This window comes from Streptomyces sp. NPDC003327 (assembly GCF_053589515.1).
Map to the genome: position 1 here is coordinate 56,417 of NZ_JBSFSA010000015.1, position 12,589 is coordinate 69,005.

A 12,589-nucleotide genomic window follows, 5' to 3' on the forward strand; every position below is an offset into this window, starting at 1 on the left:
GCCCGGTCCGTCACCCCTCGCGGTCGGACGCAGGCCACACGTACGGAAGATCGTCCGGCACGTCGGGGAAACGGGCCCGGTAGTGCGCCGGGTCCTTGCGCACCAGCGCCGAACGGTGGCTGCGGTGGAACGCCGGGTTCCCCAGCCACGGCGGCAGCTCGTCCGCCCGCGCGAGCTCGTCCTGCCCGCGCACCGTGCCCGACGGCCGCCAGGCACGGTAGTCGTCCAGCAACGTCACCGCGCAGGTGTCGGCCCGCCCCTGCCCGGTCCACACGGCGCAGACGTCCAGCCCGTACCGCACCAGCGCCTCCTCGTACCCGGCCCACATCCGCACCGCGGGGTGCCGCCGCCATCCGTAGTCCTCCACGGTCAGCCCCCGGAACACCTGGAGCGCCTCGACGCGCTGCTTCCCCAGCCGCTTCGGGTCCAGCACGGCGGCGGAGGCGGAAGAACTCTCGTACGGAAGAAAGGTCTGCATGCACACCTGCTCCCCACCCCGGCCCCGCCCCCTCGACTCGGTGAGCGGGAACCACACATCTGCCCTAATTTATGGGTGAATGTCCCTCTCGGAAAGGAGTCGTCCCATGGCGGACAAGGCCAAGGGCAAGATGGAGCAGGCCAAGGGCAAGGCCAAGGAGGCCGTCGGCAAGGCGACCGGCAACGAGCGGATGCGGGCCGAGGGCAAGACCGACCAGGCCAAGGGCAAGACGCGGGAGGCCGCGGGCAAGGCCGAGGAGCGGGCCAAGGGCGTCAAGGACTCCCTCCGAGGCCGCCAGAACCCCTGAAGGTCCCCTATCGGCGGCTGACGGGGCCCGCACGATCCGCAGGATGCGGGAGACGAGGACGGGAGCCTTCTCCGGCCCTCGTCCCCGTGCCCCAGATCCACCCAGATCCACCTGGATCTAGAAGAAGCCGAGCTTCCTGGGCGAGTAGCTCTGCAGGATGTTCTTCGTCTGCTGGTAGTGGTCCAGCATCATCCGGTGCGTCTCCCGGCCGATGCCCGACTGCTTGTAGCCGCCGAAGGCCGCGTGCGCCGGGTAGGCGTGGTAGCAGTTCGTCCAGACGCGTCCCGCCTGGATCGCGCGGCCCGCGCGGTAGGCCGTGTTCGTGTCACGGGTCCAGACGCCCGCGCCCAGGCCGTACAGGGTGTCGTTGGCCGTGGTGATCGCGTCGTCGAAGTCGGTGAACGACGTGACGGCGACGACCGGGCCGAAGATCTCCTCCTGGAAGATCCGCATGCGGTTGTCGCCCTCGAAGATCGTGGGCTGCACGTAGTAGCCGCCCGCCAGGTCGCCGCCGTGCTCGACACGCTGACCGCCCGTCAGGACCTTCGCGCCCTCCTGCCGGCCGATCTCCAGGTAGGAGAGGATCTTGGCGAGCTGGTCGGCGGAGGCCTGGGCGCCGATCATGGTCGCCGTGTCCAGGGGGTGGCCGGGGGCGATGAGTTCCGTGCGGGCGATCGCCGCCTCCAGGAACTCGTGGTAGCGGCCGCGTTGCACCAGGGCCCGCGACGGGCAGGTGCACACCTCGCCCTGGTTGAGGGCGAACATCGTGAAGCCTTCGAGGGCCTTGTCGCGGAAGTCGTCGTCCGCCGCCCACACGTCGTCGAAGAAGATGTTCGGCGACTTGCCGCCCAGCTCCAGGGTGACCGGCTTCAGGTGCTCCGTGGCGTACCCCATGATCAGGCGGCCCGTCGACGTCTCACCGGTGAAGGCGATCTTCGCCACCCTGGGGGAGGAGGCCAGCGGCTTCCCGGCTTCCTCGCCGAAGCCGTTGACGACGTTCAGGACGCCCGCGGGCAGCAGGTCCGCCACCAGGCCGAGCCAGAAGTGCACGGACGCCGGGGTCTGTTCGGCGGGCTTGAGGACGACGGCGTTGCCGGCCGCCAGCGCCGGGGCCAGCTTCCAGACCGCCATCAGGATCGGGAAGTTCCACGGGATGATCTGCGCGACCACGCCCAGCGGCTCGTGGAAGTGGTACGCGACGGTGTCGTCGTCGAGCTGGCTCAGCGAACCCTCCTGGGCCCGCAGCGCCCCCGCGAAGTAGCGGAAGTGGTCGACGGCGAGCGGAATGTCGGCTGCCAGCGTCTCCCGGACGGGCTTGCCGTTGTCCCAGGTCTCGGCGACCGCGAGCGCCTCCAGGTTCGCCTCCATCCGGTCGGCGATCCGCAGCAGGACGGCCGCCCGCTCGGCCGGGGACGTCCGCCCCCACGCCGGAGCCGCCGCGTGCGCGGCGTCGAGCGCCCGCTCCACGTCCTCGGCCGTGCCGCGCGCGATCTCGGTGAACGGCCTGCCGTCGACCGGGCTCGGGTTCTCGAAGTACCGGCCACGGGCCGGAGGCACGTACGCGCCCCCGATCCAGTGGTCGTAGCGGGGCTCGTACGACATGAGCGCGCCCTCGGTACCGGGTGCGGCGTAACGGGTCATGGCAGGCCTCCCTCGGACGCGCCGGCCGTCCCTGGCCGGCGCTCACCGCCGAGTCTGGGGTCCCGGACGTTGCAAGCCCGTTGCACCGGAGGAGAGTTCGGCCTCCAGCGCCGTCAGCCGCGCCCGGATTGGTGCGAGTTGGGGACCCGGCACCGCCGCGCACAAGGCCCGCCAGACCTCCACGTCGTCCTCGCCCCACGCGCTGTACGCCCAGTCCGCGAGCAGCCGCGGATCGCCCCGCTCGACGAGCGCGGCGCGCAGCCGGTCCGCGAGCCGCTCCCGCAGCCGTACGACGCCGGGCGCGGCCGACCCCGGAAGGAGCGGGCCCGGGTAGTCACCGGCGGCGGCCGCCACCGCGCCCGAGGCGAGCCGCCGGTCCACCGCCGCGAAGTCCGCCTCGACCGCACCCGCGAGGCGGTACGGCCGCGACCGCAGCAGGTCGCCGCCGAGCAGCGCCCGCAGCCGGGACAGCTCCGCGCGCAGCGTCACCGGGGTGACCGACTCGTCCTCGTACAGCAGCGTCAGGAGTTCCTCGCCACCGATGCCCTCGGGGCGGTGCGCGAGCAGCACCACGATCTCGCTGTGCCGGCGGCTCAGCCGCAGTCTCCGCCCTCCGGCCGACAGCACCGCCTCGTCCCGGCCGAGCGCCGAGAGCCGGATCGCGGCCCGCTCCGGGCGCGGGCCGACGAGGGCGAGGTGGGCCTCGGCGGCGCGGGCCACGGCCTGGACGAAACCGAGGCTGTGCGGGTGCGCGAGCCGGTCGCCGCCCGTGATGTCGACGGCGCCGAGGAGCCGCCCGCTGAGCGGATCGTGGACCGGGGCGGCCGCGCAGGTCCACGACCGCACCGGCCGCCGGAAGTGCTCGGACGCGACGACCTGGACGGGACGGTCGAGGGCGAGGGCGGTGCCGGGCGCGTTCGTGCCGACGGCCGCCTCGGACCAGCGGGCCCCCGCCACGAAGTTCATCCCCCGCGCCTTGCGCAGCGTGTCGCGGTGCCCGTCGACCCACAGGATCCGGCCGCCCGCGTCGCACACCGCGACCAGGTGCTCGCCGTCCCGGGCGTCCGCCGCCATCAGTTCCCGGATCACCGGCATGGCCGCCGCCAGGGGGTGCCCGTCGCGGTACGGGACGAGTTCCGTCTCGTCCAGTTCCACCGGCGCGGCGCCGTCCCTGCTCACCCTCGCCCGCGCCGAGCGCCGCCACGACTCCGCGACCACCGGCCGAACGGGGCCCCGTGGGGCGACGAGCGCCGCACGCCGGTCCCCGCCGTCCTCCGGTTGGCGTCGTTCCGCCGCGCCCGTACCGCTCAACTCGGCCTCCCCGTCGAGGTCGTACCGCGTCCGTCGCGCTCATCGTCGTACGCGCCCGAGCCGCCCACAAGCGCCCGGAACCCCCGGCGTTCCCGCCCTGGCCGCAAGCCGGCCTTCGTCCAGGGCGAAGACCGCCGTGCGCCTCGCGCGGACGGTGGACGCGGCCGAGCGCCGGCTGGGACCGGCGTAAGGGGTCGGTGCGGATCGGTGAGGGACGGTCGGCGATTGTCACGATTCAGTGAGAAGGTGCCATCAACGACCCCGGATCGCTCGCCACATGGCCGAGAACAGTCCAGGGTGGACCTTGTGCCGCATCCGCCGATCGATCCCCCGCAGTCCGCCCATCGGCCCGGCGTGTCGGTCCCATCCGATTCACCCCGTTCGGTCCCCCCGGCCTCGTCCCACCCGTCCGGCGATGGCGCCCGCTGGACGCGCCGCGTGGGAGTTCCCCTCGTGCCCCTGCTCGTGGCGACGGTCGTCGTGACGGTGTTCACGACGGTCGGGGGCACGGCAGACGACCCCGCGGGCGCGTCGGGCGCCGTGGGCGACACCTACCGGAGCGGAGCGCCGGAGGCCGACGCGCGGACGGACGACGGCGCCTCGGGAGACGCGGCGGAGGGGGCGTCCGACGGCGCACCGGACGGCGTCCCGCACGAACGCCACGCCGATCCCCACGAGCAGAGCACCTCGCCGCTCGCTTCTCCGACGCCGCGGGCCCCGGGCGACGCCGCCGCCACGCCGTCGCGGCCGACCGCCTCCCGTACGCCCGCGTCCCCCGCGCCCACGACGTCGGCCACCGGCGGGTCCGGCTCCGGACCCGCCGTCTCGTACGACGTGCTGCGCGTCGGCGACTGCTTCGACATGGACCGCGACGCGCCCGGCACCGTCGTGCGCCGCCCCTGCGACGCGCCGCACGACGCCGAGGTCGTCGCCCGGCCCCGGCTGCCCGGCCCGTACGCCGACGACCCGGCCGTACGCGAGGCGGCGACGCAGCTGTGCCGACTGCCGCTCCGGCTCAAGGCGGAGCGCCAGCCTGCGGGGACCCGCTGGACGACCTTCGTCCAGTACCCCTACCGCACCAGCTACCTGCTCGGCTCCGACACGGCGGCCTGCAGCCTCGCCGCCCCGTCCGGCGACGGAACCGGACTCACCCGGCCCCTCCTGTAGCCTCCGCGCCGGTGTCGGCGGCTGCGGCGGTTTCGCCGGCTTCGGCGGCGGCGAGCGCGGCCGCGGGATCGCGGTCCGCGGGGCCGGCCGGAGCCCACCGTGCCCCCGCCCTGCGGTACGGCCACCACCTCCCGTCGGCGCCGAGCCGCAGCTGCGCGTCCGCGCCCACCACCGTCCAGCGGGCGCCGCCCGACCGCCGCAGCGCGGGCCGGTCCCCCTCCTCCCAGGCCTCCGCGAGCCGCGCCGCAGCGCGGGTCAGCGCCTCGGCGTCCGGCGTCCACTCCTCCTCCAGTACGGCGAGGGCGGCGGCGCCCCCGTACCGCCACGCGCGCGTGGACAGGTCCAGCTCCGCACGCGTCCGCCCCGACCCCGTGGCCAGCCGCGCCGCGATCCAGGGCGCGGGCTTCCCCGCGGCGAGCCGTACCGCGTCCTGGCGGGCCGTCAGCGGAGCGGGCGCTTCGGAACCACGGCCCACACCGGCCTCCGTACCGCCCGGATCCCCGCCTCCGGTGCCGGCGCCTCCCGCTCCGCCCTCGGCGCGGTCCTTCGCGGTGCCGCCCCGCGGCCCCAGAAGCGCGACGAGCAGGTGGTGCGCCCGGGTCGCCGCGTCCGCCGCGAGGAACTCCAGCGCCGCCGGATCGACCCCGGGCTCCGGCCCTGTCTCCGTGTCCAGGGACGGCGGCTCGCCCGGCGCCGAGGCGGCCACGGGCGGCGCGGCCAGCGGCGGCAGGATGTCCCGCGCCGCGAACGCCTCCGCCGCGGAGACGCCGGGCATCCCGCCCGCCCCGGGCGCCGGACCCCCGGAGCCGTCGGTGCCGCCGGAGCCGTCGGGGCCGGAGGCCGCGCCCCGCTCCTCGGCGGCCCGGTGCGCGCTGCGCTCCTGGAGCTGGTCCAGCACCGCGCGCTCGGCCCGCCCCCGCATCAGGAGCAGCACGAACGGGTCCTCGTCGAGGAGCCGCGCCACCTGGTAGCAGAGGGCCGAGGTGTGCGGGCAGTGGTCCCACGCCTCGCAGCCGCACTCCGGATCGAGGTCCCCGATGCCGGGCAGCAGGTCGAGGCCGGCCGCCGCCGCGTCCTCCACGAGGTGCGGCGGCATCTCCCGGTCGAGCAGCGCCGCGATGTGTCCCGCGCTGTCGGCGGCGAGGTCCAGGAGCCGCTCCCACTCCTCGTCCGACAGCTCCCGCACCAGGACGTCGCTGCGGTGTGCCGTCCCGTCGCGGTCCTTGACCACGGCCGTGATCCGGCCGGGCCGCACCGATACCGCGCCCACCGCTCCCGCACGGGCGTGTCGCCGCCCGGCCTTGAGCTGCTGGCCGTCGAGCGCCGTGTCCTCCAGCGCCTTCAGCCAGGCCCGGCCCCACCAGGTGCGGGCGAACGCCGCGCCCCGAGCGGGAGGCAGCGCCGCGAACGTCCGCTCGTCGCCCTCGTTCCCGTACGCGCTCATCGTCCGTCCCCTCGCAGTCGCACCAGCTCGGCCAGTTCGGCATCGGTCAGTTCGGTCAGCTCCGGGGGCGTGTCGCCGCCCGTGCCGAGGACGGAGTCGGCGAGCGCGCGCTTCCGGTCGAGCATGGTCGCGATCCGGTCCTCGATCGTGCCCTCGGCGATCAGCCGGTGCACCTGCACCGGCCTGTTCTGACCGATCCGGTAGGCGCGGTCCGTGGCCTGCGCCTCGACGGCCGGGTTCCACCAGCGGTCGTAGTGCACGACGTGCTCGGCGCGGGTGAGGTTCAGACCCGTGCCCGCGGCCTTCAGGGAGAGCAGGAAGACCGGCACGTCACCGCTCTGGAAGCGGGCCACCATCGCCTCCCGCTCGGCGACCGGCGTGCCGCCGTGCAGGAACTGCGTCCGCACCCCGCGGGCGGCGAGGTGGCTCTCCAGGAGCCGCGCCATCGCCACGTACTGGGTGAAGACCAGCGTGCTCGCGCCCTCGGCGAGGATCGTGTCGAGGAGTTCGTCGAGCAGCTCCAGCTTGCCCGAGCGCCCCTCGATCCTCGGCCGGTCCTCCTTCAGGTACTGGGCGGGGTGGTTGCAGATCTGCTTGAGCCCGGTGAGCAGCTTCACCACCAGGCCGCGGCGCTCCATGCCCTCCGCCTCGGCGATCGCCACCAGGTTCTCCCGCACCACCGCCTCGTAGAGGCCCGCCTGTTCGGGTGTCAGGGAGACGGTCCGGTCGGTCTCCGTCTTCGGCGGAAGCTCGGGCGCGATGCCCGGGTCGGACTTGCGCCGCCGCAGCAGGAAGGGGCGGACCAGCGCACCGAGCCGCTCGGCCGCGGCGGGGTCCGCGCCGCCCTCGACGACGGACGCGTAACGGGTGCGGAACGCCCCGAGGCTCCCGAGGAGCCCCGGCGTCGTCCAGTCCAGGATCGCCCACAGCTCGGAGAGGTTGTTCTCCACGGGCGTGCCGGACAGGGCGACACGCGCGCGTGCCCCGATCGTGCGGAGCTGCCGGGCCGTCGCCGAGTACGGGTTCTTGACGTGCTGCGCCTCGTCCGCGACGACGAGGCCCCAGCCCTGCTCCGCGAGCCGCTCGGCGTCGAGCCGCATGGTGCCGTACGTGGTGAGGACGAAGCCGCCGTCGACGAGGTCGTCCAGGTCGCGCGCGGCGCCGTGGAAGCGCCGGACCGGCGTGCCGGGCGCGAACTTCTCGATCTCCCGCTGCCAGTTGCCCATCAGGGAGGTCGGGCAGACCACGAGCGTCGGACCGGCCGCGGCGGGATCGGTCTGCCGGTGCAGATGGAGGGCGATGACCGTGATCGTCTTGCCGAGGCCCATGTCGTCGGCGAGGCAGCCGCCGAGTCCGAGCGAGGTCATGCGGTGCAGCCAGTTGAGCCCGCGCAGCTGGTAGTCGCGCAGGTGCGCCGCGAGCGCGGCGGGCTGCGGGATCTCCTGGGCGCCACCCTCGGGGTCGGCGAGCCGCTCCCGCAGTCGTTCCAGCCAGCCGCTCGCCGCCACCGGGACCGGCCGTCCGTCGACCTCGGTCGTCCCGGTCAGTACGGCCGCGAGGGCGTCCACCGGGGTGACCTTGCGGTCCTGCTGGGCACGGGCGCGCCGGACCTCCGCGGGGTCGACGAGGACCCAGCGGTCGCGGAGCCGGACGAGCGGGCGGCCGGCCTCGGCGAGGCGGTCGAGTTCGGCCCGGGTGAGAGCGTGGTCGCCCACGGCGAAGCGCCAGTTGAAGGCGAGCAGGGCGTCGGCGGAGAGGAAGGAGGGAAGACCGCCGGACGTCCGGCCGGGCTCGCCGGCGTCGTCGCCGTGGAGGGCGGGAGCGAGGCCATCGGCGGTGACGGACGCGCCGTCCCTGCCCGCCGCGCCGCCCGGGACGCCCGTGCCGTCCGCGCCGCCCGTGATGCCTGTGCCGTCTCCGTCTCCGTCGGGCGAAGCGTCCGCGTCCGGCGGGCCGATCACCGCGTGGGCGGTCAGCCGGTCCGCGAGGTCGCGCGGCCAGTGGACCTGCACGCCCGTCGCCGCGAGGGCGCGGGCCGCCGGGCCGAGGAGTTCGGTGATCTCCTCGTCCGCCAGGTCGACGGCGTCGGGCACGGCGGCGGAGAGCAGCGGCGAGAGCGGCGCCCAGGCGCGGGCGGCCCTGCGCAGCGCGAGCAGCGCGTCCATCCGGGCCCGCGGCCCGAACCCGGCACCGGCGCGCTCCGAACCCGCCCACACCTCGGCCGCGTCGGCGACGAGGGCCGGATCGGCCACGCCGTGGAGCTGGAGGACGGCCCGGAACACCGGTGACTCCTGTGCCTCCTGCGCCTCCGCGGTGAAACCGGGCAGCTCGATGCGGAGCGACAGCCGGACCCCCGCGTCGTGACCGGCCGCCACATCGGCGGCCCAGGACCGCTGTTCGGGGATCTGCTGGGCCTCCTCGGCCGCGAACGCCGGTCCGCCCGCCGCGAGCGGTGCGGCGGCGGTACGGGGCAGGGCGTCGGCGACCGCGTCGACGAAGGCGCGCAGCAGCGCCTCGGGCTCGGGAAGCAGCAGGGGCTCGTCGGCCGACAGGGGTACGGCATGGGCGGTCGGCGGCATCGCGGCGGCGAGCGTGCGGAGTTCGCCCAGCTCGCGGGGGCCGAGGGGCCCGGCCCGCCAGGCGTCGTACCCCTCGGGGCTCACGCCGGGCAGCAGCAGGCCGCGGGCGATCAAGTCGAGGGCGAGGAGCGCTCCGGCGCCCCAGAACGCGGTCGCCGCCGGGGCGCCGCCGGAGAGCCGGGCGCGGGCGAGGAGCGTGAGGGCGTCCCGTACGGGGAGGAGCAGCGCGGGCGCGGACACGGCCCGCGGCGCCTGGAGGTCGGCACCGTCGACGACGGTGATCTCGCCCTCGACGGCCGTGCCGGACGCACCGGTCGGCGGGGTCGGCAGTGGGTCGCCCTCGGGCGACCAGAAGGCGACCCGGCCCGCGCGCGGCGGGTCGGCGGGGAGGAAGACGGCGGAGTGGAGGGCGAGTTCCGGGAAGGCGCCGGAGGTGGATCCGGCGGAGACAGGGGCGGATTCGGGGGTTGTGGGAGCGGTTCGTGGGGCGACTGCGCGGGCGGGTTCTGCGGGACCGTGCGACAGCGACAACGCATTCCTCAAATTTGACTACTGGGAGGCCGAGCCGCCGACCCTACCTCATGGGACGTCGATTCGGAGCGCTCGAACCTGTGATCCACATCACGGGTCCGCTGGAGGGTGTGGGGGTGGGGAGAGCCCCACCCCCACACCCCCGGCGACCCCCTGCCCCGGACGGGTGGTGACGCCATGGTCCCGCCGTGTCACCGATCCGTACGTTCGAGGAGGTCGACGCGGCGCGGCCCGGACCGCCGCCCCGACCCGGCCCAGCACACCCGGCACGCCCCACCCGCCTCCACAGAACCCGGAGCCCGCCCATGCCCCAGGCCATCGCGACCCCACCGGTCGCCCCCGCTCCGACGGACCCGGGAGCACGGGCCGACGTCCCCGCGCGCCCCTCCCGCGGCGGCGGCAGCGAGTTCACGCCGCTCCTGCGGACCATCAGGTCGCAGGGACTCCTCGACCACCGCCCCGGCTGGTACGCCCGCGGCATCGCCGCCAACCTCCTCGGCCTCGCCGCCGTGGTCGTCGCGCTCGCCCTCCTCGGCCCCTCCTGGTGGACCCTGCCCCTCGCCGTCCCCCTCGCGCTCCTCACCGCCCGGGTCGCCTTCGTCGCCCACGACGCCGGCCACGCCCAGATCACCGCCGACCGCAGGGCGAGCCGGCTGATCCAGCTTCTCCACGCCAACCTCCTCCTCGGCATGAGCCGCGAGTGGTGGAACGACAAGCACAACCGCCACCACGCCCACCCCAACCACCTCGACAAGGACCCCGACGTCGCGGCCGACGTCCTCGTCTTCGCCCAGCACCAGGCGGCCGACCGCCGCACCCGGCTGCGCCGCTTCCTCACCCGCCACCAGGCGTGGCTCTTCTTCCCGCTCACGACCCTGGAGGGCATCGCGCTCAAGGTCTACGGCGTCCAGGCCCTCTTCGCGAAGAACGGTCCGTACCGCACCCGGCGCGAGCGCCTCGTCGAAGGCGCCCTGCTCCTCGCCCACCTCGTCGGCTACACGACGCTGCTGCTCACCCTCCTCACGCCCGCCCAGGCCCTCGTCTTCGCCCTGCTCCACCAGATGCTCCTCGGCCTCCACCTCGGCATGGCCTTCGCGCCCAACCACAAGGGCATGGAGCGCCCCGACGAGCACGCGGACGGCGACGACTGGGGCCATCTGCGCCGACAGGTCCTGACCTCGCGCAACATCCGGGGCGGCGCCCTCACCGACTGGTTCCTCGGCGGGCTCAACTACCAGGTCGAGCACCACCTCTTCCCGAGCATGCCGCGCCCCCACCTGCGCCTCGCCCAGCCCGCCGTACGCGCCCACTGCCGGGACCTCGGCGTCCCGTACACGGAGACCGGCTTCGTCGAGTCGTACCGCCAGGCCCTCGCCCATCTGCACGAGGTGGGCGCCCCGCTCCGCACGGAGCGCGAGGAGCGCGCCCGGGCGGGGGAGTAGGGTTCAGGACGATCACAGGCGATGTGATCATCGTCCCGGGGCGGTGGGGGAGAGCGTGTCCGCCGTCCGGGTGCGAGACGGAACGGAGAAGGGGACTCCCGAGCATGACCAGCACCGCCACCGTCCAGACGGTCAGCAGCAACGGCACGTACTCGTTCACCAAGCCCAACCGCGAGGGCATCACCCTTCTCGCCGGCCTCGGGGTCGAGGGCGACGTGCACGCGGGCGTGACGGTCAAGCACCGTTCGCGGATCGCCCAGGACCCGACCCAGCCCAACCTCCGTCAGGTGCACCTCATCCACGCGGAGCTGTTCGACGAGGTCGCCGAGGCCGGATTCGAGGTCGCGCCCGGAGACCTCGGCGAGAACGTCACCACCCGCGGCATCGACCTCCTGTCCCTGCCCGTCGGCACCCGGCTGCACCTCGGCGAGGAGGCCGTCGTCGAGGTCACCGGCCTGCGCAACCCGTGCGTCCAGATCGACGACTTCCGGCACGGCCTGCTCAAGCAGGTGCTCGGCCGCGACGAGAACGGCGACCTCGTGCGCAAGGCGGGCATCATGAGCATCGTGCTCGTCGGCGGCGAGGTGCGGCCCGGCGACCCGATCCGGGTGGAACTGCCGGCGGAGCCGCACCGCCCCCTCGACCGGGTCTGAGCCGAACGACCCCGTCGGGCGGTCAGAAGGGGCGCACCGCCATCGCGTCGAGCGCCTCCAGGAGGGCGGGAAGCTGCGGGCCGCGGGCGACCGGCAGCACCTCGCGCGGCACGTCGTCCAGGAGGACGAAGGCCATGTCGTCGGTCCGCGCCACCAGCGACCAGCCCGGCCCGTCCGCCCGGAGGATCCGCGCGTCCTCCCCGAGGAACGTCGACCGGACCCGGCCCACCGGGGGCGGCTCCTCCAGGTAGCCGCGCAGCTCGCGCAGCGCCCTGCGCACGCCGTCGTACGGATCGGGGGCACCGCCCCGGTCCGCGTCGGCGTCCGTCTCCGCCGTGTCGCCCCGGCCCGAGGCCGCGGCCGTGTCGCCCCGACCCGCGTCGGCCGCGGTGGTGCCGGCAGCGGCCGTGCCGACAGCGGCCGACGCCGTGCCGCCCTCCGTACGAGGGGAGGCGCCGGCGGTGCCGTCCTCGTCCACCTGGGCCCGCCACGCCGCCCAGTGGAGCGCCACCTCGTCGGCGCCGAGCCGGCGCTGGGCAGGTCCCCAGACGTCGCCCGACGGCGGGGTCAACGGGGCCGGATCGCCCTCCTCCGGCTCGGGGTCGTGCGGCGCCGGCACGCCCGGCGCGACGCTCACCACCTCGAGGGGCCACCCCGGGAGCCCGGCCACCATCGCGTTCTCGTCCGGCGAGAGGTCGTAGGCCATGCCGCAGTCCCAGGAGGCGATGGCCGCCGCGACCAGGGACACGTCGTCCACGACGACCGTCCACCGCGCGCCGAGCCCGTCCTGCCCGAAGATCAGGCCGTACCCCTCCTCGTACGGCGTCAGACCCAGCGCCGCGCAGGCCTCGGGGAAGTCGTCGCCGAGCACGCTCGGAAAGCGCGCGGGCGTCAGCAGCGCGGCGGTGAGCACGAAGAGCGCGTCGGCGTCGGCCTCGGAGGCCTCGGTGCTCCCCCCGCCCGCGGGCGCGGGGGCGTCCGGGCCCCGGCCGGTCGCGGCGCCCGCGTCGGCGGCAGTACGGTCCGTCCCACCCAC

General features: G+C 75.2%; 10 protein-coding genes. 4 read left to right on the forward strand and 6 right to left on the reverse strand.

Going from position 1 to position 12,589, the window contains the following annotated elements; translation table 11 throughout:
• Positions 1–10: 10 nt before the first annotated feature.
• Positions 11–478 (reverse strand): MSMEG_6728 family protein, encoded by a 468-nt coding sequence (locus ACWDVG_RS15575; RefSeq protein WP_451699688.1) that lies wholly within the window; start codon positions 476–478, stop codon positions 11–13.
• Between the two features lie 106 nt (positions 479–584).
• Between ACWDVG_RS15575 and ACWDVG_RS15580 the strand changes: the two genes are divergently transcribed.
• Positions 585–785, forward strand: a complete 201-nt coding sequence (locus tag ACWDVG_RS15580) for a CsbD family protein (protein ID WP_451699689.1) — start codon at positions 585–587, stop codon at positions 783–785.
• Between the two features lie 117 nt (positions 786–902).
• Here the strand turns inward: ACWDVG_RS15580 and exaC are convergent, their stop codons facing one another.
• Positions 903–2,426, reverse strand: a complete 1,524-nt coding sequence (exaC, locus tag ACWDVG_RS15585; RefSeq protein ID WP_451699691.1) for an acetaldehyde dehydrogenase ExaC — start codon at positions 2,424–2,426, stop codon at positions 903–905.
• Between the two features lie 42 nt (positions 2,427–2,468).
• Complete coding sequence (locus ACWDVG_RS15590) at positions 2,469–3,737, reverse strand: GAF domain-containing protein (RefSeq protein WP_451699692.1); 1,269 nt, start codon at positions 3,735–3,737, stop codon at positions 2,469–2,471.
• 453 nt (positions 3,738–4,190) lie between these two features.
• On the opposite strand from ACWDVG_RS15590, the gene ACWDVG_RS15595 reads away from it, so the two are divergent.
• On the forward strand, positions 4,191–4,904 hold the full coding sequence (locus tag ACWDVG_RS15595; protein ID WP_451699693.1) for a hypothetical protein: 714 nt from the start codon (positions 4,191–4,193) through the stop codon (positions 4,902–4,904).
• Here ACWDVG_RS15595 and ACWDVG_RS15600 read toward each other — a convergent pair.
• Complete coding sequence (locus tag ACWDVG_RS15600; RefSeq protein ID WP_451699694.1) at positions 4,885–6,348, reverse strand: SWIM zinc finger family protein; 1,464 nt, start codon at positions 6,346–6,348, stop codon at positions 4,885–4,887. The two genes, ACWDVG_RS15595 and ACWDVG_RS15600, sit on opposite strands and share 20 nt — an antisense overlap.
• Positions 6,345–9,458 carry an SNF2-related protein gene (locus ACWDVG_RS15605; RefSeq protein WP_451699695.1) on the reverse strand — a complete coding sequence of 1,038 codons (3,114 nt, stop codon included), beginning with the start codon at positions 9,456–9,458 and terminating at the stop codon, positions 6,345–6,347. The genes ACWDVG_RS15600 and ACWDVG_RS15605 overlap by 4 nt, the downstream gene beginning before the upstream one ends.
• Positions 9,459–9,763: 305 nt before the next feature.
• Here ACWDVG_RS15605 and ACWDVG_RS15610 point away from each other — a divergent pair, with 305 nt between their 5' ends.
• On the forward strand, positions 9,764–10,900 hold the full coding sequence (locus ACWDVG_RS15610; RefSeq protein ID WP_451699696.1) for an acyl-CoA desaturase: 1,137 nt from the start codon (positions 9,764–9,766) through the stop codon (positions 10,898–10,900).
• 104 nt (positions 10,901–11,004) lie between these two features.
• Positions 11,005–11,553 carry an MOSC domain-containing protein gene (locus ACWDVG_RS15615; protein ID WP_451699697.1) on the forward strand — a complete coding sequence of 183 codons (549 nt, stop codon included), beginning with the start codon at positions 11,005–11,007 and terminating at the stop codon, positions 11,551–11,553.
• A 22-nt stretch (positions 11,554–11,575) separates the two neighbouring features.
• On the opposite strand, the gene ACWDVG_RS15620 is transcribed toward ACWDVG_RS15615, so the two are convergent.
• Positions 11,576–12,466, reverse strand: coding sequence for a hypothetical protein (locus ACWDVG_RS15620; RefSeq protein ID WP_451699747.1), 891 nt, complete (start codon positions 12,464–12,466; stop codon positions 11,576–11,578).
• Between the last annotated feature and the right edge of the window lie 123 nt (positions 12,467–12,589).